Origin of the sequence: Gulosibacter sediminis (genome assembly GCF_030011715.1) — a bacterium.
GTDB lineage: Bacteria > Actinomycetota > Actinomycetes > Actinomycetales > Microbacteriaceae > Gulosibacter > Gulosibacter sediminis.
In genome coordinates, this window is sequence record NZ_JASCYH010000001.1 from 71,249 (window position 1) to 93,203 (window position 21,955).

The window sequence follows — 21,955 nt, forward strand, 5'->3', positions numbered from 1 at the left end:
AGGTTTCTCGCCAGCGTCGATTTCCCAGCGCCCCGCATACGCGCGGGGTGCGTCACCGCAAGGAAAAGAACTTCATGACCGATTCCACGACTCCGAACGAGTCGCGCTCGCTCGAACAGATGCGTGTCGCCGACCTGCAGGCCCTGGCGGCCCAGCACGGAATCAAGGGCGCCGCACGCATGCGCAAGAGCGTGCTGATCGACGCGATCCAGCAGGCGCAGGCGGGCGCGACCGCCGCGCCGGCGCAGCCCGCCGAGGCCGCTGCGGCACCGGCAACCGAGGCGAACGCCGAGCCCGAGGCTGTTCAGGCCGAAGCTCCTGCCGCCGAGGCACCCGAGGCACCCGAGGCCGAGTCCATCGAAGTGGCTGAGGCCGGCCCGTCTGCCGAGGACGCACTCGAGGCCGACGCCAGCACCGAGTCGCCGGCGCCGGCCGCGGCCGAGCAGACCAAGCCCGCTGAGGGCCGCGGTCGGCGCAATCGCCGCGCCAGCAGCTCGGGTGAGGCCCAGCAGGCAGAGCCGAAGCAGAGCGCACGCAAGGCACAGGCCAACGACGGCGCCGCCAAGAGCGACTCGCCGCTCACTCTGGACGACATCGTCCTGCCGCCCGCGCGCGAGGACGAGGCCGATTCGGCCGACGACGAGCAGCAGAACGAGAGCCACGGGCGCAAGCGCAACCGCAACCGCAACCGCAACGGACGGCAGGGCGACGACGCGAAGCAGGAGTCGGGTCGTCAGCCCGGCAACAATGAGTCCGGCCAGAACGCGAAGAGCAACCAGTCTGGCCAGAACAACCAGGGCGGCAGCACCAACGCCGACCGCAAACGCAAGCGCAACCGCGATGATGTCGACCCCGAGATCGCACCTGACGACGTGCTGCTGCCGATCGCGGGCATCCTCGACGTGCTCGACAACTACGCCTTCGTGCGCACGAGCGGCTACCTTGCCGGCAGCAACGACGTCTATGTCTCGCTCGGCCAGGTGAAGAAGTACAACCTCCGCAAGGGCGACGCCATCGTTGGCGCGATCCGTCAGCCGCGCGAGGGGGAGTACCAGTCGGGGCGCCAGAAGTACAACGCGCTCGTCAAAATCGACACGGTGAACGGCGAGCAGCCCGACCCGGCCCGCGAGCGCGCCGAATTCGAGAAGCTGACCGCGCTCTACCCGATGGAACGGATCACGCTCGAGACGCCGGGCGGCCACGCCGCGCAGCGCATGATCGACCTGTTTGCGCCGATCGGCAAGGGTACCCGTGGGCTGATCGTCGCCCCGCCGAAGTCGGGCAAATCGATCATGCTTGAGCGCATCGCGAACGCCATTGCCCAGAACAGCCCCGACACACACCTCATGCTCGTGCTCGTCGACGAGCGACCCGAAGAGGTCACCCGCCTCGAGCGCACGATTCACGGCGAGGTCATCTCGTCGACGTTCGATATGCCGGCCGAGAACCACACCACGATCGCCGAGCTCGCGATCGAACGCGCGAAGCGTCTTGTCGAACTCGGGCTCGATGTCGTGGTGTTGCTCGATTCGATCACGCAGCTCGGTCGCGCCTACAACCTGACCGCGCCAGCAACCGGCCGCATCATTGCCGGCGGCGTTGACGCATCCGCGCTCTACCCGCCGAAGCGCTTCTTCGGCGCTGCCCGCAACGTCGAGAATGGTGGCTCGCTCACGATCCTCGCCACGGCAATGGTCGAGACCGGTTCGCGCACCGACGAGGTGATCCTCGAGGAGTTCGCCGGCACCGGTAACATGGAGCTTCGCCTGTCGCGCGAGATCGCGAACAAGCGCATCTTCCCGGCCCTCGACATCCAGCAGTCCTCAACCCTGCACGAGGACCAGCTGCTCGACGCTGACGAGCTCGAGGCGACCTGGGCGATTCGCCGTGCCCTCGGCGGCGACGCACAGGTGTCGCTCGAGGCCGTGCTCGAACGCATCAGCCAGACGACGACGAACGAGGAATTCCTCGCGTCGGTGCGCGCCAACCCGATCAGCCCGGTGACGGGCCGATGAGCCGCCGGGACGAATTCGCGGAGTCGCTCGCGACCTTACGCGCCGAGCACACCGATTTGCAGAACCAGCTCGCTGAGCCGGAGCTGCACTCGAACCCGGCGCGCGCCAAGAAGGTCAACCGCCGCTACGCGGAGCTCTCGCAGATCATCGCCGCCGACGACAAGCTTGCGGCCCTCGAGGGCGACCTTGAGGCCGCGGTCGAACTCGCGAAGGAAGACGAGCTGTTCGCCGAGGAGGCCGAGACGACTCGCGCCCGCGTTGCCGAGCAATCCGAGAAGCTGCGCCGTCTGCTTATCCCTCGCGACCCCGACGACGGCCGCGACGTGATTATGGAGATCAAGGGCGGCGAGGGCGGCGAGGAATCGGCGCTGTTCGCGGCCGACCTCCTGCGCATGTACAGCCACTACGCCGAGCAACGGGGGTGGAAGGTCGAGATACTCGACTCCACCACGAGTGACCTTGGCGGCTACAAGGACGTTCAGGTGGCGATCAAGTCGTCGTCGAACGACCCCGCCGAGGGCGTGTGGGCGTCGCTCAAGTATGAGGGTGGTGTGCACCGCGTGCAGCGCGTGCCCGCGACTGAATCACAGGGGCGCATCCACACCTCGACGACCGGTGTGCTCGTCTTCCCCGAGGTAGATGAGCCCGAAGAGGTGCAAATTGACCAGAACGACCTCAAGATCGACGTCTATCGTTCGTCCGGCCCCGGTGGCCAGTCGGTGAATACGACCGACTCTGCGGTGCGCATCACGCACGTGCCCACGGGAATCGTCGTGTCGATGCAGAACGAGAAGTCGCAGATCCAGAACCGCGCGGCCGCAATGCGCGTGCTGCAGGCCCGCCTCCTCGCTCGCCAGCAGGAGGAGCAGGCCGCGGCCGAGGCGGATGCTCGTCACTCGCAGATTCGTACGATGGACCGCTCCGAGCGCATCCGCACGTACAACTTCCCCGAGAACCGCATCGCGGACCACCGCACCGGTTACAAGTCGTACAACTTGGACGCGGTGCTCAGTGGGGCGCTTGGCCCGGTCATCGAGTCGGCCATCACGGCCGACGAAGAGGCGCGCCTTGCTGCGCTCGGCGGGGAGTAACCGCTAGATAACCCAGTCGCCTGCTTCTTGCAGGGCGATTCGTGACTGCGGGCGGTTGCGGGCGGGGATTCCGGTGAGAACCGACCCCGGCTGCGCCGACCGCGTCACGACGGAGTTGGCACCAATCTTGGTGTCGCTGCCGATCTCGATCGGGCCGAGCAGCTTCGCACCGGCGCCGATCATCACCCGGTCACCGATGGTCGGATGGCGTTTGATGCGCTTGCTCGACACGCCGCCAAGCGTGACGCCGTGGTAGATCTTCACGTCGTCGCCAACGACCGCGGTCTCGCCGATCACGACGCCCATGCCGTGGTCAATAAATAGGCGGTGGCCGATCGTTGCACCCGGGTGAATCTCGATGCCCGTCGCGAAGCGGGCGAACTGCGAGATGGCCCGCGCGAAATACTTCTTGCCCGGGGTTCCGGTGACCCAGAAGCGATGCGCGATGCGATACGCCCAGACGGCGTGCAGCCCCGAGTAGATCGTCGCAACGGATGCGCGCGAGCGGGCCGCGGGGTCGCCGTGTAGGGCGGCGGTGATGTCCTCGCGCACACCTCGGAAGAACTCGTCACCGGGAAGTCGAACCATGCTTGCTATTTTTCCACATCCGTCGGGCACGCAAGCGGCGGGGCGCGCGCAGTTGCGCACGACCCCGCCGTTCACGATGCGGTGACTGGTTAGTTGCTCTCGCGGAGGTCGTCGAAGAGGACACTCGAGAGATAGCGCTCACCAGTGTCGCAGACGATCACGACGATGTTCTTGCCCGCGTTCTCAGGGCGGCGCGCGACCTGGAGTGCGGCCCAGACATTCGCCCCCGACGAGATGCCTGAGAAGAGGCCCTCTGAGCGCGTGAGTTCACGCGAGGTCGCGATCGAGTCCTCGAGCGTCGTGTCGATGACCTCGTCGATGACGGACTGGTCGAGGATCTCGGGGATGAAGTTGGCGCCGAGACCCTGGATTTTGTGGGGGCCGGCCTTGCCTTCGGTGAGCAGCGGCGAGTCCTTCGGCTCAACGGCGACGATCTTTACCTCCGGCTTGCGCTCTTTGAGCACCTGGCCAACGCCGGTGATAGTGCCACCTGTGCCGATGCCGGCAACGAAGATGTCGATGTCGCCGTCGGTGTCGTTCCAGACCTCTTCCGCGGTGGTCTCACGGTGGATCTCGACGTTCGCCTCGTTCTCGAACTGGCTCGCGAGAATCGAGTTCGGCGTGTTCTGCTGCAACTCCTGCGCCTTGGCAACTGCGCCGCGCATGCCCTCCGGGCCGGGGGTGAGGATGAGCTCGGCACCGAACGCTCGCATGAGCTGCCGGCGCTCAAGCGACATCGTCTCGGGCATCGCGATGACGACCTTGTAGCCGCGCGCGGCGCCGACCGCCGCAAGCGCGATGCCGGTGTTGCCCGAGGTGCCCTCGATGATGGTGCCGCCCGGCTGGAGCGCGCCGCTGCGCTCGGCTGCGCGGACGATGCCCCAGCCGAGGCGGTCCTTTACGCTCGCGGTCGGGTTATTGAACTCGAGCTTCGCGTAGACGTTCGCGTCGGAGTCGTTGATGCGGTTAAGGCGCACCAGGGGAGTGCCCCCAATCACTTCGGTGACGTCGTTGTAGATCTTGGCCATGTGAAGACTGCCTCTCAGAGTGTGGGAGCCGGGATCGAACCCGGCGGGCCGTACGGCAGTTATCCAATCAGCACTCCGTGAGCCACGCCTGGAAGCGCGTCACGATCCGTCACCTTGGTACGCCGCCTACAGTTGACGCGTGCGCATGGACGAACTTCTCGCGATGGTGACCCGCCGGCTGCTGCGATCGCAGCTCACGGCACGGGATGCGGCATTGCTCGTCTCCGTGGGCCTTGGGCGTTCGCTCGGCGACATCGAACTTGCGCGGCTGCTCGGTAAGACGGTCGAGGTCAGGGAAGCGGAACGCGTCCTGTCGCTCGCCGATCTGAGGGCCCGGCGCGAGCCGCTTCAGCATCTCGCGGGTGCGGCGCCCTTTCTCGAGTTGGACCTCGCCGTCGGGCCCGGGGTGTTCGTGCCTCGGCCCGAGACCGAGGTGCTCGTCGAACGCGTGACCGAAGAACTCGGTGCCACGCCCGCGGGCCACATCGCCGACCTCGGCTCGGGGTCGGGCGCGATTGCGATCACGCTGGCACGCCGGGCGGCAGGGCGCGAAGTGTTTGCCTTCGAGTCCTCTCCCTATACCTGGCCCTGGCTGCGCCGAAACATCAACGCACTCGCACCCGAGGTTGTGCCCCGCTTCGGCGACTGGCGCGCCTCGATCGACCGCATCGACGGCGAGTTCGCGGCCCTCGTCTCGAACCCGCCATATGTTCCGGCGCGCGAGATCCCCCGCGACCCCGAGGTGCGACTGTTCGACCCAGAGGCCGCGCTCTACTCGGGCTCGGACGGGCTCGACGAGATTCGCCGCATTGCGGAGGTCGCCTCCGAGCGACTCGTGCCGGGCGGGTTCGTGGCCGTGGAGCACACCGAAGACCAAGGGGGATCGGTACGGCAGCTGTTCGGCGACGCGGGTCTCGTCGGTTCGTTCACGATTCAAGACCTCGCCGAACGGGATCGCCATACGTTCGCACGTCGCCCCGACTAGACTGGGCGACGTTATGCCAGATGTATATGACCTCGCTCAGCCGCCGCAACTCCTCGCCGGGATGCGCGAGGCCCGCGGCGCGGTCGCTCGCGGCGACGTCATCGTGATGCCGACCGACACGGTCTACGGGATCGCCGCGAACGCGTTCGACGCGTCCGCCATTGGAAAGCTGCTTGCGGCGAAGGGACGCGACCGCACCTCGCCCCCGCCGGTGCTTGTGGCGAGCGCGTCGGCGGTTGACGCGTTGGCGCGCGAGGTTCCCGAGGTCATCCGCACGCTCGTCGAGCAGCATTGGCCGGGACCCCTCACCGTAATCTTGCCGGCGCAGCCGAGCCTCCAGTGGGACCTGGGTGAGACGCACGGCACCGTCGCCCTGCGCATCCCGAACAACGAGTTCGCCCTCGAGTTGCTCAAAGAGACCGGGCCGCTCGCCGTCTCATCGGCCAACAAGCACGGCGAGCCCGCGCCCGGCAACGTGCAGGATGCGGTCGCCCAGCTCGGCGACGATGTGCAGATCTTCTTGGACGCGGGCGAGGTCGGTGGAGCCGCCTCGACGATTGTCGACGCTACGGGACTCACCGCGCGCGACCCCCTGCCGGCCCGCATCGTGCGAGCGGGTGCGCTCGAACGCGCGCAAATCGCGGAGGTGCTCGGCGACCAGCTTGAGCCAGATCGAGGGACTCTCGTCTAGGTGCTCTTTTACGCAAGGGTCATCCTGATCGCCGCGGTGCTGGCCTTCCTTGCCTCCTGGCTGGTGTACCGCGTGGCGATGCGCTATCGCTGGTACCCCGCCGTGCGCGAACGTGACGTGCACACGACCCCAAAGCCCCGACTCGGCGGCGTCGCGATGTACTTTGCGTTCCTCGCGACGATCGCGATTGCGACGCAAATCAGCTGGTTTCAACTCGTATTTGCGAACCAGACGAGACTCTGGGGCTTGATCGGCGCCGCGACCCTCATCGTGATCGTGGGCGTGATCGACGACATCGTCGATCTCGACTGGATGATCAAGCTCGCGGCACAGATCGTCGCGGGGCTGATCCTCGCGTTTTCGGGTGTCGCGATCACCTCGCTGCCCATCGGTGGTGTCACGGTGGCGTCGCAGTGGATGTCGGTGCTCGCGACAGTGCTCGCGGTCGTGCTCGTCATGAACGCGGTCAACTTCATCGATGGCCTCGACGGACTCGTCGCCGGCGTTGCGATCATTTCGGGCGGCGTGTTCCTGCTCTACAGCTATTTCCTCACCGAATCGCTCTCGTCGAGCCGTTTCACCCTGGCGGCGCTGTTGTCGGCGCTCGTGGTCGGCGTGTGCGTCGGCTTTCTGCCCTGGAACTGGAACCCGTCGAAGATGTTCATGGGTGACGGCGGCGCGCTGCTGATTGGCCTGCTCATGGCCGCGTCGACGATCGCCGTCACCGGCGAGATCGACCCGAGCCTCATCAGCCGTGATGCGCTCATGCCCGCCTTCCTCCCGCTACTGCTGCCATTTGCGGTCCTCGTGGTGCCGCTTGTCGATTTCATCCTCGCGGTGGTGCGCCGGCTCAGCGCCGGCAAGTCGCCGTTCACGGCAGACCGCAAACACCTGCACCATCGACTCCTCGACATGGGGCACACGCAGCGTCGCGCCGTGCTGATTTTCTACGCCTGGGCCACCGTGGTGGGTGTCGGGGCCCTGCTCGCGTTCCTCGTGCAGCCGATCTGGATTTCTGGCGTGTTCCTCGTGCTCGGCATGATCGTGTGCAGCATCCTCACGATTTCGCCGATGTCGCTGCGCAAACGAATGGAGGTCGAGGCACAGCGCTCGCCCGAACTCGACGACGACGCCCACGATCCGCTCGACGAACTTGGCGGCACGCAGTCCGATCGTGACCGGGCGGCTGATCCGGCTCCCGTCGCGCTGACAGAGCGCCTCCGCGGTCTCATCCCCACCCGCTCCTTGCCGAACGACGACAAAGGAAACTCATGACCTCCTCCACGAACCCCCCCACCAGCGTGCCCGTAATGCGACGTGTGCTGAGGTGGTCGCTGCTGCTGACCCTGGCGATCGCTGTCATCGGGGGAGTGATCGGCTACTTTGTCGCGGACTGGCCCGGCGTCTGGTCGGCGCTCGTGGCCGCCGGCGTGACGCTCCTGTTCACTGGGCTTACGGTGCTGTCGATCATCCTCGCCGCGCGGTTCGACCCGATGTTCTTCATCGCCGTGATTCTCGGCATGTGGATCCTCAAATTCATCGCGTTCCTCGGTGTGCTCGCGATCGTGAAGGCCTTCGACTTCACCCATGACTGGATGCTCTGGTCGACAATGATGGCCGCGATGGTGGGTCAACTCGCGATCGACATCATCGTGGTGCAGCGCAGCCGACAGCCGTATGTCAGCGACGTCGCGCTGCCGGGTGAAAATGACGACAAGTCGTAGATTTATTTCCGTCAACCGCCCCGGCGTGAGTGTGTGGGCTGTGAATTGTTGCTACAGTAATTAAGTCGAAAAACGCCAGTGGCCGTTCACCTGGCACAGCGTCGAAGACATAGCCGTCAACCGCCGCACGATCGCGATTCTTGAGTCGTGCAACGAGACAGGAGACCCCTCTGTACGCTTCGGCCTTGAATCTGATGACGGGATTCTCGTTCACCTCCGGTGACGGAGGATTCCACGCGCCGAACATCGATGAGGAGCTCTTTCCTCCGGCGCTTCTGTTTGACGGGACTCCGTTCGAGATCAGCCGGGTCATCCTCGTTCGTCTGATTGCGGTCGCAATTCTCCTGCTGCTGTTCTGGATCGCCCTCCGCCGGCCGAAGATCGTGCCGACGAAGTTGCAGTCGCTTGTCGAAATGGGCGTCGGCATGATCCGCGACGGTGTCGTGTTCGACATGCTCGGCGAGCGCATCGGCAAAAAGTACCTGCCGTACATCCTCACGGTGTTCTTCGGTGTGCTGTTTATGAACATCACCGGCGTGATCCCGCTGCTCAACATTTCGGGTAACGCGCTGATGGGCATGCCGCTGGTACTCGCGATTTGCACGTACGTGGCCTTCATCTACGCGGGTATCCGCGAAGCTGGCGCGGGCACGTTCTTCAAGAACGCGCTCTTCCCGTCGGGTGTGCCGTGGCCGCTCTACATTCTGCTCACACCGATCGAGCTCGTGAACACCTTCGTGGTGCGTCCGCTTTCGCTCGCGCTGCGACTCATGCTCAACCTCATGGTCGGCCACTTGCTGCTCGTGCTCTGCTTCTCGGCGACCGCGTTCTTCTTCGGCATGCTGAACGTCTGGAGCACCATGGGCATCCTCACACTGTTTGGCGGCTTCTTCATGACGCTCGTCGAGCTCCTCGTTGCCGTGCTGCAGGCGTACGTGTTCGCTCTGCTCACCACGAGCTACATCCAGCTTTCGGTCGCCAAGGAGCACTAGCCACTCGGCTAGCGCACCGCGCGAACGATTCCCCAATGAATCTCAACTGAACACCGACTGATCGCTCCACCCTGGCGCGATTTTCCAACCGGAAGGAAACCCCTGTGGACAACACCACGCTCGCCGAGATCTCGGGCAACATTGCGACCGTCGGCTATGGCCTCGCCGCAATCGGCCCTGGTATCGGTATCGGTATCGTCGCCGGCAAGACCGTTGAGGCCATGGCTCGCCAGCCTGAGATGGCCGGTCGCCTGCAGACCACCATGTTCCTCGGTATCGCATTCACCGAGGTGCTCGCCTTCATCGGCATCGCAACCCCGTTCATCTTCGGCTAGTAAGGCACTTCCAATATGGGCATCATGAACTACGGACCTGCCCTCGCGCAGGTCGGTGGCGGGAACTCCTTTGGCTGGGACCCCAGCCTGCTGTTCCCCGCTACCTACGACATCTTTTGGTCACTTGTCGTGCTCGTGGTGCTCCTGCTGTTCTTCTGGAAGTTCGTCCTTCCGCAGCTGAACCAGATGCTCGAGGAGCGGGCCGCCAAGATCGAAGGTGGCATCGAAAAGGCCGCCGCCGTTCAGGCCGAGGCTGACGCTCGTCGCGACGAGTACGAGAAGCTGCTGGCAGACGCCCGCACCGAGGCCGCTGAGATTCGCGAAAAGGCACGCGCCGAAGGCGAATCGATCAAGGCTGAGAAGAAGCAGGAGACTCAGAACGAGCTCGACCGCATGACGAAGTCGGCAAAGGAGCAGATCGAAGCGGAGCGCCAGTCGGCCATCGTTTCGCTGCGCCAGGAAGTCGGCACCCTCGCGATCGACCTCGCTTCGCGCGTCGTTGGAGAGAACCTCTCGGACGACCAGCGCTCCGCAGCGTACGTCGACCGCTTCCTCACTGACCTCGACGAGAAGGCTGAGACGAACCGCTGATGCGCACTGCAACCAAGCACGCCCTCGAAGCCGTCAAGCGCGAGGTCGACACGCTCACCGCTGCGGACGCTGACTCGGCGCGCAAGCTGTTCGACGTGGCGGAAACGCTCGCGTCGAACAAGCAGCTGGCCGTGGCGCTGGTTGACCGTAGTGCTGACGCGGCGGCCAAGCGCGCGCTGGCACGACGCGTGTTTGGCGAGCGCATCGGCATCGGCGCGAGCAACGTGCTCGACGCTGCGGTCAGCCAGAAGTGGCAGTCGGAGCGGCAGCTCGTGCAGGCCATCCAGGACGCCGGCATCCGCGCCGTCGCCCAGGTGAGCGGTGCACACGAGCGCATCGGCGCCGAGCTCGACCAGTTCCTCGAGACCATCTCGTCGAACGGTGAACTCGAACTCGCATTCGGCTCCCGCCTCGCGGATGGTCAGAGCAAGGTCACCCTACTCGAACGACTGTTCGCCCCCAGCTTGAGCGCCGAGACCCTCGACGTTCTGCGATCGTTGCTGACCCTCCCGAGCTCACAGCGCATCCGTCGCCTTGCCGCGACCGCGCGCGAGAGCGTGGCGGACCAGGCTGGTCGGCAGGTCGCGATTGTTACGGTCGCCCGGGCCCTGCCCGAGGCACAGCTGGATCGTCTTCGCGTCGCGCTCACGAAACGCTTCGGCCACGATGTGGCCGTCAACCAGGTCATCGACCCCTCGGTAGTGGGCGGTATGCGTGTGGAATTCGGTGACGAAGTCATCGACGACACCGCCGCAGCACGCCTGAAGAATCTTCGCCTGCAGCTCGCCTAGCAGCGCATCGAACGCGGGGCGACGCCCCAACGACAAGGGAAGAACATGTCAGAACTTACGATTAACCCGGAGGAGATCCGCAGCGCGCTCAGCGACTTTGCGAACTCCTACCGTCCCCAGGGCGCCGAGGCTACCGAGGTCGGAACCGTCATCTCGGCGGCCGACGGTATTGCCCGCATCGAGGGCCTGCCCTCGACCATGGCCAACGAGCTGCTCCGCTTCGCCGACGGCACCCTCGGCCTCGCGCAGAACCTTGAAGAAGACCAGATCGGTGCCATTGTGCTCGGCCCGTTCGGCGGCATCGTCGAGGGTATGGAAGTCACCCGCACCGGCGAGGTCCTCTCGGTTCCGGTCGGCGAGGGCTACCTCGGCCGCGTTGTCGACCCGCTCGGCGCACCGATGGACGGCCTCGGCGAGATCACCGGTATCGAGGGCCGTCGAGCCCTCGAGCTCCAGGCTCCCGGCGTTATGGCCCGCCAGTCGGTTGAAGAGCCGCTCGAGACCGGCATCAAGTCGATTGACGCGATGATCCCGATCGGCCGTGGCCAGCGCCAGCTGATCATTGGCGACCGCCAGACGGGTAAGACCGCCATTGCGATCGACGCGATCATCAACCAGAAGGCGAACTGGGAGACCGGTGACCCCTCGAAGCAGGTTCGCTGCATCTACGTCGCCATCGGACAGAAGGGCTCGACCATTGCTTCGGTGCGCGGCGCGCTCGAAGAGGCCGGCGCCCTCGAGTACACGACTATCGTCGCGTCGCCCGCATCCGACCCGGCCGGCTTCAAGTACCTCTCGGCATACACCGGCTCGGCCATCGGCCAGCACTGGATGTACGGCGGCAAGCACGTGCTCATCGTGTTTGACGACCTGTCGAAGCAGGCCGAGGCCTATCGCGCCGTGTCGCTGCTGCTGCGTCGCCCGCCGGGCCGCGAGGCGTACCCGGGTGACGTCTTCTACCTGCACTCGCGCCTCCTCGAGCGTTGCGCGAAGCTCTCGGATGCGCTCGGTGCGGGGTCGATGACCGGTCTTCCGATCATCGAGACCAAGGCGAACGACGTCGGTGCGTACATCCCCACCAACGTCATCTCGATCACCGACGGCCAGATCTTCCTGCAGTCCGACCTCTTCCTCGCGAACCAGCGCCCGGCGGTCGACGTCGGTGTGTCGGTTTCTCGAGTTGGTGGTGCGGCCCAGCGCAAGCACATCAAGAAGGTTTCGGGCACGCTGAAGATCGACCTTGCGCAGTACCGCGACCTCGCGGCGTTCTCGATGTTCGCATCCGACCTCGACGACACGACCAAGCGTCAGCTCGACCGCGGTGCGCGCCTAACTGAGCTCCTCCGCCAGGGCCAGTACAGCCCGTACCCGATCGAAGAGCAGGTCGTTTCGATCTGGGCCGGCACCAACGGCAAGCTCGACAAGGTCGAGGTCTCGGACGTGCTGCGCTTCGAGCAGGAACTGCTCGACTACCTCAAGCGCAACACCGACGTGCTCGACCGTCTGCGCGCCTCGGGCAAGCTTGAGGATGAGACCATTGCGGCCATGGACAAGGGCATCGACGACTTCACCGCGAGCTTCCGTAGCTCCGACGGCAGGGGCATCGGCAAGCCCGGTCGCGAAGAATTCGACGCTGCGGAAGCCGAGGACGTGAACCAGGAGCAGATCGTCCGCGGTAAGCGCAAGTAGTCGGCGACGGGAGCGAGAGGAGAACCATGGGAGCACAGCTTCGCGAGTACCGAGCCCGCATTAAGTCGGCTCAGACGATGCAGAAGGTCACGAGTGCCATGGAGTTGATCGCGACTTCGCGTATCGCCAAGGCTCGTCGTCGAATGGAAGAGTCCAACCCGTACGCCCGGGCCGTGACGCAGGCGGTTTCGGCCGCCGCGACCTACGCCGACATCGATCACGTCCTGCTCAACGAGCACGACGAAGTCAAGCGCGCTGCGATCGTCGTATTTACGAGCGACCGCGGCCTCAACGGCGCCTTCTCGTCGGGTGTGTTGAAGGAATCCGAAGAACTGGCGACCATGCTGCGCGAGCAGGGCAAGGAAGTCGTGTTCTACCTTGTCGGACGCAAGGCGGTTGGCTACTTCACCTTCCGCCGGCGCACGTTCGAGCAGGAGTGGACCGGCACGACCGAGAAGCCGGTCTTCGGCACCGCTAAGGAGATCGGTAAGGCGCTGGTCGAGCGCTTCACCGACCACCACACGACCGGCGGCGTGCAGGAAATCCACGTCATCTACAACCGCTTTGTCAGCATGGTTACCCAGGACCCCACCACGGTTCGCCTGCTGCCGCTCGAGGTTGTCGAGGGCGAAGCCGGCGAGTCCGGCATGGAAGACCTCTTCCCGCTCTACGACTTCGAGCCCGACCCGGCCTCCGTGCTTGACGCGCTGCTGCCGGTCTACATCGAGGCACGCCTGTTCAACGCCATGCTGCACTCCGCGGCAAGCGAGCAGGCCGCACGCCAGCGGGCAATGAAGGCAGCATCCGACAACGCCCAAGAATTGGTGCGTGACTACAGCCGGCTTGCCAACAACGCCCGCCAGGCTGAAATTACGCAGCAGATTAGCGAAATCGTGAGCGGCGCGGACGCGCTCGCTTCTTGACCCGCGCTGAACACGAAGAAAAGGACACCTCAAATGACGACGAACGCGACGTTCGAACAGTCCACGGCCCCTGCGGCCGCGGGCGTCGGTCGCATCGCTCGAATTACGGGCCCGGTGGTCGACATCGAGTTCCCGCATGACGCGATGCCCGGCATTTACAACGCCCTGAAGACGCAGGTCACCATGGGCGAGGAGAGCTTCGAGCTGACGCTCGAGGTTGCCCAGCACCTCGGCGATGACCTCGTCCGCGCCATTGCGATGAAGCCGACCGACGGTCTCGTCCGTGGCCAGGAGGTCACGGACACCGGCGGGCCCATCACGGTCCCCGTTGGCGACGTGACTAAGGGCAAGGTCTTTAACGTGACCGGTGACGTGCTCAACGGCTCGATGATCAACGAGCCGTACGAGATCACCGAGCGCTGGCCGATCCACCGCGAGCCGCCGGCATTCGACCAGCTCGAGTCGAAGACCGAGATCTTCGAGACCGGTATCAAGGTCATCGACCTCCTCACCCCTTACGTGCAGGGTGGCAAGATCGGCCTCTTCGGTGGTGCCGGTGTTGGCAAGACGGTGCTCATCCAGGAGATGATCACGCGTGTTGCCCAGGACCACGGTGGCGTGTCGGTGTTCGCCGGCGTCGGTGAGCGTACCCGTGAGGGTAACGACCTCATCTACGAGATGGAAGACATGGGCGTCCTGGACAAGACCGCCCTTGTGTTCGGCCAGATGGACGAGCCGCCGGGGACCCGTCTGCGCATCGCGCTCACCGGCCTCACCATGGCCGAGTACTTCCGCGATGTGCAGAACCAAGACGTCCTCCTGTTCATCGACAACATCTTCCGCTTCACGCAGGCAGGTTCGGAGGTGTCGACCCTGCTGGGTCGCATGCCTTCGGCCGTGGGCTACCAGCCGAACCTGGCAGACGAGATGGGTCTGCTGCAGGAGCGCATCACCTCGACGCGCGGTCACTCGATTACGTCGCTCCAGGCCATCTACGTGCCTGCTGACGACTACACCGACCCGGCCCCCGCGACGACGTTTGCGCACCTCGACGCCACCACGGAGCTCTCGCGGGCAATTGCCTCGCGTGGTCTCTACCCGGCCGTCGACCCGCTAGCCTCGACCAGCCGCATCCTCGACCCGCAGTACGTCGGTGACGACCACTACCGTGTCGCGACCGCGGTGAAGCAGATTCTGCAGAAGAACAAAGAACTCCAGGAGATCATCGCGATCCTCGGTGTTGACGAGCTCTCTGAAGAAGACAAGATCACCGTGTCGCGCGCACGCCGCATCCAGCAGTTCCTCTCGCAGAACACCTACACCGCGATTCGCTTCACCGGTGTCGAGGGTTCGACCGTGAGCATCAAGGACTCGGTGGAGGGCTTCGACGCGATCGTTCGCGGCGACTTCGACCACGTTGCTGAGCAGGCGTTCTTCAACGTCGGCGCGATCTCGGACGTGGAAGAGAAGTGGGCCCAGATGCAGAAGGAAATGAACTAGCGCATGGTCAACTCCGCAAACCAGCTGCACGTGACCGTCGTTTCGGCGACGGCCACCGTGTGGGAAGGCCAGGCGAGCCAGGTCATCGCCCGCACCGTCGAAGGTGAGATCGGCATTCGTGCCGACCACACCCCGGTGCTCGCGATCCTTGCCGATGGCAAGGTGCGCGTGACCACCGCCGAGGGCAAGCAGATCCACGCGCACGCGGCGGATGGCTTCCTTTCGGTGGCGAACAACGTGGTGACCGTCGTCGCCGGTGAGGCCTCCATTACCGAGTGACCTCGTCATTTCTCGTGCTATTGCCGCCGTCCGAAACCAAATCGGACGGCGGCAATCGCCGTCTCAGCAAGAAACTCCACTGGCCCGAGCTCGAGCCGGTGCGTGCGAACGTGCGCGAAAGCCTGTTGCAGCTTGCCCATGGCTCACCCGACGCCGCGCGCTCGGCGCTCAAGATCTCGCCGAAGCTCGCTGAGACTGAGCTCGAGCGCAATCGCGCCCTCGACGATGCGCCGCGCAAACCCGCGATCGAACGGTACACGGGCGTGCTCTACGACGCCATCGCTGCCGAGACACTGTCGACCGAGGGCCGGGCCTGGGTCGAGCGCCACGTCGCCATCCATTCCGCGTTGTATGGACTGATCATGGCAGGCGACCCGATCGCGGCCTACCGGCTGTCCCACGACTCCAGACTGCCCGGGGCACCCCTCAAGCAGCGCTGGCGCACGCACATCGCCACCGCGCTGCGGGCGCATCGGGGGCCCATCCTCGACCTCCGCTCGAAGGGGTACGTCGGTTTGGGGCCGCTCGACCACGGGGCCGACCGTGCTTGGGGTGACGTGAAGGAACGTCTTGACGACGGCTCGACTCGCTCGCTCAATCACTTCAACAAGCAGAACAAGGGCCTGCTCATCCGGGCCATGGCCGAGCGCTTCGCTGGCGAGGCCGAGCCGTCCTCGCTCGCCGAGGTGATGGATGCACTCAGTTCGTTCGCGAGCTGGGAACGGCGCGCCGTCGGAACCCTCGACGTCGTCCGTTGATGGAGCGGACGTCGTACCCGAGTTGTGACTTTGCGCGTGGGTGCGCTTCGCGCGAGGTTACCGCGTTAAGGTCTTGACGTATCTCTCGTCTCGCACATTAGGAGCGAATCAATGTACGACTACCACTATGCCGCGTCGTTTGGCGTGGGGACGATCATCATCGGTCTCGTCATCGGCTTGCTCAGCTACGCTATTACCGCCTTCTTCCTCATGAAGGTCTTTGAGAAGATGAACATCGAGGGTTGGAAGGCTTGGGTGCCCATCTACAGTCAGTGGGTGCTCCTCGAGGCCGGTGGCAATCCTGGCTGGATTTCCCTGGCTTTCCTCGTCAGCTGGATTCCCTTCCTCGGGCAGCTTGCCGCCATCGCCGCCGTTGTGTTCCTCGCGATTTCGATCTACCGCATCGGCATCGGCTTCAGCAAGGAAGGCGCCTGGGTCGTCCTCTGGATCTTCCTGCCTATCGTCTGGCTCGCCATCGTCGCATTTGACAGCTCGAAGTGGCGCGGCCTGCCCGATGGCAAGGTTGCGGGCCCCTCAGCAGCCGGCGCGAACCGGGGCGTTCAGCCCTACTCGACTATGGGCTACCAGCAGCCCGGTGGCTACGCGCAGCAGCCGGGGTCGTACCCGGCACAGCCCCCGCAGCAGGGGTATGGTCAGCAGCCCGGTTACAGCCAGCAGCCGCAGCAGTTCGGCCAGCAGCCGGGTTACGGTCAGCAGCCGAATCAGTACGGCCAGCAGGCCGCCCAGCCGAACCAGTACGGCCAGCAGCCCACGCAGGGTGGCCAGCAGCAGAACCCTTATAGTCAGCAGCCCGGCCAGTCGGGCCAGCCGAACCAGTACGGTCAGCAGCCAGGCACGCCGGGTCAGACAGGCACGAACGGCGTCTCCGACAACCCGTACGGAGGGTCGAACGAGAACCCTTACGGCGGCGACTACAACCGCAATAACTCCTAGGAACCGTCAAGGTTCGCGATCGGGGAGTTCTCCACAGATCGTGGCCCCGCGGAGTAATCCACGGATTCTCTGGACCCGTCAGCGCACAGCTGGCGGGACCTTCTAGCTTGAGCGGCATGACCTCTCCACGCATCCTCACTTCGATCCACGAAGTCCTCCGCACAATCCCCGAAGTGCTCGGCTTTACGCCGACCGAATCCCTCGTCGTCATTCCCTTTAGCGGCGGCCCGAGCAGCGCCATGATCCGCGTCGACCTGCCGCAACCGGCGGGCGACGACGCCGAACACTTCAGCCATGCCGTGCTCGAGCACGTGCTTCGCCTGGGTGACGTCGAGCGTGTGTTCTTCGCCGTCTTCACCTCGAGGGCCCACGCCGGCGAGATCGCGCCATACACGATCGAACTCGAGACACTCGCACGACAGTCGAGGCGACTCGGACTCCACATCGTGGGTGGCGCCTGCGTCGCGGGTGACGCGTGGTCGGAGTACTGGGGCGCACGCGGTGGTCCCCGCGACGAGGTGGTGTCAGCGCTGGCGCCGGTGATCCCCGCCGACGTGTCCGAGGCGACCGAGATCGCTTCAGCGCCCGAAGAGGCCAGGTCGCGCGTCGAAGAGCTGCTCGCAGAACACGCCCGACTCGCCGAGATCACCGACGACGAAGTGCTGTGCGCGTGGAACCTCTACCTCGACGGCGCGCGGTGGCTCGACCCTGAGTACGAGCCGATCCTCGTAGCCCTCGTCAGCCGTGGCCTGCGTCGGCTCCGCACCCTCGAACTCATCGTCGCGAACGGCGCGCTCGGCAGCGAGATCTGCGAGCGCGTCGAGGCGATTTGGCTCGACCTCGCCGAAAACATGCCCGAGGCCGAACTAACGGGGCTCACCGAAGTGTTCGCGGACTTCATTCCGGCCGACCTGGCACGAGTCGATCGGGCGATCAGCGCGCTGCGCAGCATCGCGAGCCACGTCAGCGAGCGTGAGGCTCGTGGCGCGCTGGCCGCCCTGGCCTGGTTGACCTGCCTCGCGGGGCGCGCCTCGATCGCGAGTGAATACGCGCGCAGGGCGCTGCGTGCAGGCCATCATGCCCTCGCCGCCCAAGTGCTTGAGCGTATCGACCAGGGGTACGTGCCCGGCTGGGTCGTCGGTTCCGGATGCGCTGGGCCCGGTCGCTACAGCGAGCTCGACGACTCGGTACCCGAATGACCCTGCTCTCGCACGTTGCGGAAACCCCGGCCGAGCAGCAGGAGGTCGCGCTGGTCCTCCCCGAACTCCCGAAACGCGACCGTCCGAACGGCTTCCCGTATGTGATGGTGTTGGCCCCGATTGTGATCGCCGGGGTGCTCTTCGCCGTGCTGCAGAGCCCCTATGTGCTGATCTTTGCGGTATTTGGCCCGGTGCTCGGCATCGCGAATGTGATCGACCAGCGGGTGGGTGGGCGTCGGCGGTACCGTCGTGCGCTGCGGGAGTACGAGGGGGAGGTTGAGCGGTGCCTCGTTCAGGCCGAGGCCGCGCACGAGCGCATCCGCATGCGGGCTCGTATCGCGGCGCCGGTGCCGGAGGACATCGTCCGGGGCGCACGTGTCAACGGCCCTGGAGTCGCCCTCGGCACGACATCCGTCCGCGGCGAATTACGCACGAGCGGCGCGAACGCCGAACTCGCGACTCGGGTCACGACCACCCCGGGTATGCCGGTCGTCGTCGAAACGCGCTGCGTCGTTCTCGCCGGAGCGGCTCCGGGACTCCTCGCCCTCGCGCGAGCTGCACTGGTCGGGCTGCTCGCGACCGATCTGCAGGCACGGGTCGCCGTCGCCGGGCAAGCCCTCGGGCCGCTTCGTTCCGAGCTGGCGGCTATCGGTGTCGAACTCGCCGGTTGCGCCGATGCCGACCTGATCCTGGCCACGCACGAACCTCGAGACGTCGGCGACCGCGTATGGCTCCAGCTCGAGGCGGATCACTCCGCGACGCTCGTTGATGCCTCGGGCGTCGTAACTCGCATCGTGCCAGCCCAACTCGGCGCGCCGCAGCTTCGGGCGTGGCTGCCGACGGTAGTTGCAGCACAGGACTCTCGCCGGCGGGCAGAACAGCTCCTGCCGAGCAGCATTGGGCTCGGCGACCTCGCAGCAGCGGCGGGCCACACGGGCGCCGCGACGTTCCTCCTCGACTCGCAGGGCCCGCGAAGCGTCGATCTGATCAGCGACGGTCCACATGCGGTCATCGGTGGCACGACCGGCAGCGGCAAGAGCGAGCTGCTCGTCGCGTGGGCCGTGGCCCTCGCCTCCCAGCACAGCAGCGCTGAACTCACCCTGCTCTGCCTCGATTTCAAGGGCGGCGCCACCTTCGATGCGCTGGCATCGCTGCCGCACTGCGCCGGCATCGTAACTGACCTCGACGGAGATGACGCGGTGCGGGTCAGCGAGAGTCTGCGCGCCGAGCTTCGACGTCGCGAGCAGTGGCTGCGTGACCACGAGCTGCGCGAGCTCCCTGCCGAGGGCATCGCGGGCATGAGTCGGCTCGTTGTGCTGATCGACGAATTTCAGGCGCTCATCGGCGCGCATCCGCAGTTGCAGGAGTTGATCGCCGATGTCGCAGCACGGGGCAGGAGCCTTGGCATCCACCTCGTGCTCTGCACCCAGCGACCCACCGGAACGTTTCGTGAAGAACTGCTCGCGAACTGTTCGCTCCGCATCTGTCTGCGCGTCGAGCAGGCCAGCGATTCGCAAACGCTCCTCGGCAACACCGATGCCGCCAATATTCCGGCCGCTCAGCGAGGTCGCGCGTGGCTGCGCGTCGGCGGCACGAACTCGCTCGTGCAGGTCGCGATGGTGAATCAGCCGCTCATCGAGAGGATCGCTCGAGACGAGTGTGCGCGGCTTGCGCGTGCGGGCGCCCCGACTCCCCATGCCGTCTGGCATCCACCGCTTCCGAGCGTGCTGCCGGTGGTCGAGTCGCCGCTGAGACGGACAGACGAACTTGTTTTCGGTGAACTCGATCTGCCAGCGCAGCAGCTTCGTCGCCCGGCATCCTTGCTCGCGGGAGAACAACTGTTCGTGCTCGGTGCGGCGGGCCGCGGTCGCACCTCGGCGCTCGAGACCCTCGCCGCGGCCGCTCGACGGGCCGCATGGGAGGTTGTGCGCGTGCCGCCTGACGCCGAGGGAGCGTGGGACTCGATCGAGCGGCTCGCTGATGGTGGGGAAGGCGTCCCACGACGTCGACTCGTCGTGATCGACGACCTCGACGCCATCGAGCAGCGCCTCGGTGACGAGCATCGTGCGGCGCTGCTCGATCGGGTGCACGCCCTCGTGCGGGGCGGGTCAGAACGGGCCACGAGCATCGTCGTGTCGGCACGGCGGTGCGGAGGTCAGCTGCTGCGCATCCAGCAGCAGTGCAATCAGACGCTGCGGCTCGCGCACGTCACGCGCAATGACTGGATTTTGCAGGGTGGCGAGCCCGCAGACTGGCAGCCGAACTGGCCGCCGGGGCGCGGCAGGCTCGGCCGTGACCTCGTGCAGGTCGCGGTTGTTGAGGCCACGCCAGCGTTCGAGTCGGCGTCGCCTCGCTGGGAACCGTTCGAGATAGCAACGGCGGGAGCCGCCATCGTCGCCCGCCGCTGCGCACCGATTGCGCAGGCATTCGAACAGCACGTAGTGGCGGTGAACGCTCCGCCGACAGCGACCACGCTGCGTGAACAGGGCCTCGGCGACGCGAGCTACCTCGGCGACGTCGAGCAGTGGCTCGGTGCCTATGGCTCGCTCGCACGAGTCGCTGAGCACCGTGACATCGCCATCATCGGCATCACACCCGGTGAATGGCGGAGCCTCTTTCGGGCAGACCCGCTGCCGCCGGCAGTGCGCGACCTCGCCACGCGCGGATTCCTGCGAGCGCCGGACGGCTCGGTGCGGCGGCTCCAGGTGCGCGACGGTGTGCCGATCGCTGTTGAGGTGCCGGCCGCGCCGCAGGTCAGCGACTACAAGGTGCTGGGAACATCCTTGCCCAGCATGATGCGGCCGACCGGTTGTCCGCCGCCGAGTACCTCGAGGTGAAGCGCTGGCAGCACGCGCTGGGCACCCTCAGCGTCGATGCTGCCGGCGGCGAGCAACAGTTGCAGCGCGACGAGCATGCCGGCTCGGTTTGAGCCGTCGAGCATCTTCACCGCGACCGAGGTGCCGTCGGGTGCAACGAGCACCTGGAGCCCCTCGGCACCCGACTTCGCAAACACGCCGAGCTGTTCCATCACGACCGAGTCGGCGCGACCGGCACCCTGAATCGTCCAGGGGTGCTCGAGCTGCGCCCGCCAGATCTTTGCGGCGTTGCGGAAGATGGCAAAAGGCGAGCTTGACTGCGCCGTCGCGAACCGCGACATCGCGCGGGCCAGGCCGGTGAGGGAAATGGCAAATACGGGGGCGCCGCAGCCGTCGACACCGGTGGCGCGAATCTGCTCACCTGAGAACCGAGCCACGGTCTGGGCCACGAGCTGTTGCAGGGGGTGGTCGGGCTGCAGGTACGTCTCGACGGGCCACTCGGCGGCGCGGCAGGCCGCCAAGAAGCCGGCGTGCTTGCCCGAGCACTCCATGTAGACCGAGGCGGAGGCTTCGCCCGAACGGATGAGGGAGTCGCGACTCGCCCGATCGAGCGGCCACGCCGGCGGGCACTGCAGGGCCCGCTCGTCGAGCGCAGCGCGCCCGAGCACATCCCGCACCAGCGCGACGTGACCCGGGGTGCCGATGTGGCTCGCGCAAGCGATCGCGAGGTGCTCGCCGTCGAGCTCCGCGCCGGCCTCAAGCGACGCGAGCGTCTGCAGGGCCTTGAGCGTCGAGCGCGCGAACACGGGGGAGGCGGGGCTGCCAAGCTCGTAGAGCAACTCGCCCTCACGGCCGACGACGACCGCGCTGCCGAGGTGCCGAGACTCGACAAAACCATTGCGCGAGACCACCGCCAATTCGGCTGCGCTGTCTCCCGTGAACGTAGCCGTGGTCATCGCCGCACCTCTCGCGTCTGCTGTATCGCTCCAACCTGGCCATGTTACGC

Annotated in this window: 21 protein-coding genes; 18 read left to right on the forward strand and 3 right to left on the reverse strand. The window is 65.9% G+C overall.

Translation table 11 applies throughout. The features are described from left to right. Window positions 1–74: 74 nt before the first annotated feature. On the forward strand, window positions 75–2,015 hold the full coding sequence (gene rho, locus QM019_RS00385; RefSeq protein WP_282851437.1) for a transcription termination factor Rho: 1,941 nt from the start codon (window positions 75–77) through the stop codon (window positions 2,013–2,015). Then, the gene (prfA, locus tag QM019_RS00390; protein WP_125106078.1) at window positions 2,012–3,106 is read left to right on the forward strand and encodes a peptide chain release factor 1; all 1,095 of its coding nucleotides are present in this window, start codon (window positions 2,012–2,014) and stop codon (window positions 3,104–3,106) included. The genes rho and prfA overlap by 4 nt, the downstream gene beginning before the upstream one ends. Window positions 3,107–3,109: 3 nt before the next feature. Here the strand turns inward: prfA and cysE are convergent, their stop codons facing one another. Continuing rightward, a complete protein-coding gene (gene cysE / locus QM019_RS00395; protein WP_282851438.1) occupies window positions 3,110–3,694 on the reverse strand; it encodes a serine O-acetyltransferase in 585 nt (194 codons plus the stop codon). 89 nt (window positions 3,695–3,783) lie between these two features. Further along, entirely contained in the window at window positions 3,784–4,722 is a 939-nt protein-coding gene (gene cysK, locus QM019_RS00400) for a cysteine synthase A (protein ID WP_282851439.1), read from the reverse strand. 145 nt (window positions 4,723–4,867) lie between these two features. Between cysK and prmC the strand changes: the two genes are divergently transcribed. The 16 genes from prmC (at window position 4,868) to QM019_RS00480 (ending at window position 20,970) form a co-directional block, all read left to right on the forward strand. Beyond that, window positions 4,868–5,707 carry a peptide chain release factor N(5)-glutamine methyltransferase gene (prmC, locus tag QM019_RS00405; protein ID WP_282851440.1) on the forward strand — a complete coding sequence of 280 codons (840 nt, stop codon included), beginning with the start codon at window positions 4,868–4,870 and terminating at the stop codon, window positions 5,705–5,707. Window positions 5,708–5,720: 13 nt separating this feature from the next. Beyond that, window positions 5,721–6,398 carry an L-threonylcarbamoyladenylate synthase gene (locus QM019_RS00410; RefSeq protein ID WP_282851441.1) on the forward strand — a complete coding sequence of 226 codons (678 nt, stop codon included), beginning with the start codon at window positions 5,721–5,723 and terminating at the stop codon, window positions 6,396–6,398. Further along, window positions 6,399–7,673, forward strand: coding sequence for an MraY family glycosyltransferase (locus QM019_RS00415; protein ID WP_282851442.1), 1,275 nt, complete (start codon window positions 6,399–6,401; stop codon window positions 7,671–7,673). A gap of 35 nt (window positions 7,674–7,708) precedes the next feature. Further along, window positions 7,709–8,122 carry a Cg1360 family ATP-synthase-associated protein gene (locus QM019_RS00420; RefSeq protein WP_282851443.1) on the forward strand — a complete coding sequence of 138 codons (414 nt, stop codon included), beginning with the start codon at window positions 7,709–7,711 and terminating at the stop codon, window positions 8,120–8,122. 194 nt (window positions 8,123–8,316) lie between these two features. Further along, on the forward strand, window positions 8,317–9,114 hold the full coding sequence (atpB, locus tag QM019_RS00425) for a F0F1 ATP synthase subunit A (protein ID WP_282851541.1): 798 nt from the start codon (window positions 8,317–8,319) through the stop codon (window positions 9,112–9,114). 104 nt (window positions 9,115–9,218) lie between these two features. After that, window positions 9,219–9,449, forward strand: coding sequence for an ATP synthase F0 subunit C (gene atpE / locus QM019_RS00430; protein ID WP_249387819.1), 231 nt, complete (start codon window positions 9,219–9,221; stop codon window positions 9,447–9,449). A gap of 24 nt (window positions 9,450–9,473) precedes the next feature. Further along, the gene (locus tag QM019_RS00435) at window positions 9,474–10,040 is read left to right on the forward strand and encodes a F0F1 ATP synthase subunit B (RefSeq protein ID WP_282825941.1); all 567 of its coding nucleotides are present in this window, start codon (window positions 9,474–9,476) and stop codon (window positions 10,038–10,040) included. Then, the gene (locus tag QM019_RS00440) at window positions 10,040–10,831 is read left to right on the forward strand and encodes a F0F1 ATP synthase subunit delta (protein ID WP_282851444.1); all 792 of its coding nucleotides are present in this window, start codon (window positions 10,040–10,042) and stop codon (window positions 10,829–10,831) included. Before QM019_RS00435 ends, QM019_RS00440 begins: the two co-directional genes overlap by 1 nt. A gap of 45 nt (window positions 10,832–10,876) precedes the next feature. Next, window positions 10,877–12,520: a F0F1 ATP synthase subunit alpha gene (gene atpA / locus QM019_RS00445; protein WP_125106069.1), complete on the forward strand. Its 1,644-nt coding sequence runs from the start codon at window positions 10,877–10,879 to the stop codon at window positions 12,518–12,520. 26 nt (window positions 12,521–12,546) lie between these two features. Then, window positions 12,547–13,443, forward strand: a complete 897-nt coding sequence (locus QM019_RS00450; protein WP_125106068.1) for a F0F1 ATP synthase subunit gamma — start codon at window positions 12,547–12,549, stop codon at window positions 13,441–13,443. 33 nt (window positions 13,444–13,476) lie between these two features. Further along, window positions 13,477–14,943: a F0F1 ATP synthase subunit beta gene (gene atpD / locus QM019_RS00455; protein ID WP_282825947.1), complete on the forward strand. Its 1,467-nt coding sequence runs from the start codon at window positions 13,477–13,479 to the stop codon at window positions 14,941–14,943. Between the two features lie 3 nt (window positions 14,944–14,946). Beyond that, window positions 14,947–15,222, forward strand: a complete 276-nt coding sequence (locus QM019_RS00460; RefSeq protein WP_125106066.1) for a F0F1 ATP synthase subunit epsilon — start codon at window positions 14,947–14,949, stop codon at window positions 15,220–15,222. Then, window positions 15,219–15,980: a YaaA family protein gene (locus QM019_RS00465; RefSeq protein WP_282851445.1), complete on the forward strand. Its 762-nt coding sequence runs from the start codon at window positions 15,219–15,221 to the stop codon at window positions 15,978–15,980. The genes QM019_RS00460 and QM019_RS00465 overlap by 4 nt, the downstream gene beginning before the upstream one ends. 111 nt (window positions 15,981–16,091) lie before the next feature. After that, on the forward strand, window positions 16,092–16,934 hold the full coding sequence (locus tag QM019_RS00470) for a DUF5684 domain-containing protein (RefSeq protein ID WP_282851446.1): 843 nt from the start codon (window positions 16,092–16,094) through the stop codon (window positions 16,932–16,934). Between the two features lie 116 nt (window positions 16,935–17,050). Then, window positions 17,051–18,133: a DUF4192 family protein gene (locus QM019_RS00475; RefSeq protein WP_282851447.1), complete on the forward strand. Its 1,083-nt coding sequence runs from the start codon at window positions 17,051–17,053 to the stop codon at window positions 18,131–18,133. Next, complete coding sequence (locus QM019_RS00480; RefSeq protein WP_282851448.1) at window positions 18,130–20,970, forward strand: FtsK/SpoIIIE domain-containing protein; 2,841 nt, start codon at window positions 18,130–18,132, stop codon at window positions 20,968–20,970. Before QM019_RS00475 ends, QM019_RS00480 begins: the two co-directional genes overlap by 4 nt. Here the strand turns inward: QM019_RS00480 and QM019_RS00485 are convergent. After that, window positions 20,895–21,905 carry an asparaginase gene (locus QM019_RS00485; RefSeq protein WP_282851449.1) on the reverse strand — a complete coding sequence of 337 codons (1,011 nt, stop codon included), beginning with the start codon at window positions 21,903–21,905 and terminating at the stop codon, window positions 20,895–20,897. The two genes, QM019_RS00480 and QM019_RS00485, sit on opposite strands and share 76 nt — an antisense overlap. Between the last annotated feature and the right edge of the window lie 50 nt (window positions 21,906–21,955).

Coding starts and splice junctions, on each gene's coding strand:
- atpA (WP_125106069.1), top strand. CDS start 10,877: ATGTCAGAACTTACGATTAACCCGGAGGAGATCCGCAGCGCGCTCAGC.
- QM019_RS00475 (WP_282851447.1), top strand. CDS start 17,051: ATGACCTCTCCACGCATCCTCACTTCGATCCACGAAGTCCTCCGCACA.
- QM019_RS00410 (WP_282851441.1), top strand. CDS start 5,721: ATGCCAGATGTATATGACCTCGCTCAGCCGCCGCAACTCCTCGCCGGG.
- atpD (WP_282825947.1), top strand. CDS start 13,477: ATGACGACGAACGCGACGTTCGAACAGTCCACGGCCCCTGCGGCCGCG.
- rho (WP_282851437.1), top strand. CDS start 75: ATGACCGATTCCACGACTCCGAACGAGTCGCGCTCGCTCGAACAGATG.
- QM019_RS00480 (WP_282851448.1), top strand. CDS start 18,130: ATGACCCTGCTCTCGCACGTTGCGGAAACCCCGGCCGAGCAGCAGGAG.
- QM019_RS00470 (WP_282851446.1), top strand. CDS start 16,092: ATGTACGACTACCACTATGCCGCGTCGTTTGGCGTGGGGACGATCATC.
- QM019_RS00450 (WP_125106068.1), top strand. CDS start 12,547: ATGGGAGCACAGCTTCGCGAGTACCGAGCCCGCATTAAGTCGGCTCAG.
- cysE (WP_282851438.1), bottom strand. CDS start 3,694: ATGGTTCGACTTCCCGGTGACGAGTTCTTCCGAGGTGTGCGCGAGGAC.
- cysK (WP_282851439.1), bottom strand. CDS start 4,722: ATGGCCAAGATCTACAACGACGTCACCGAAGTGATTGGGGGCACTCCC.
- QM019_RS00435 (WP_282825941.1), top strand. CDS start 9,474: ATGAACTACGGACCTGCCCTCGCGCAGGTCGGTGGCGGGAACTCCTTT.
- atpB (WP_282851541.1), top strand. CDS start 8,317: ATGACGGGATTCTCGTTCACCTCCGGTGACGGAGGATTCCACGCGCCG.
- prfA (WP_125106078.1), top strand. CDS start 2,012: ATGAGCCGCCGGGACGAATTCGCGGAGTCGCTCGCGACCTTACGCGCC.
- prmC (WP_282851440.1), top strand. CDS start 4,868: ATGGACGAACTTCTCGCGATGGTGACCCGCCGGCTGCTGCGATCGCAG.
- QM019_RS00420 (WP_282851443.1), top strand. CDS start 7,709: ATGCGACGTGTGCTGAGGTGGTCGCTGCTGCTGACCCTGGCGATCGCT.
- QM019_RS00440 (WP_282851444.1), top strand. CDS start 10,040: ATGCGCACTGCAACCAAGCACGCCCTCGAAGCCGTCAAGCGCGAGGTC.
- QM019_RS00460 (WP_125106066.1), top strand. CDS start 14,947: ATGGTCAACTCCGCAAACCAGCTGCACGTGACCGTCGTTTCGGCGACG.
- QM019_RS00485 (WP_282851449.1), bottom strand. CDS start 21,905: ATGACCACGGCTACGTTCACGGGAGACAGCGCAGCCGAATTGGCGGTG.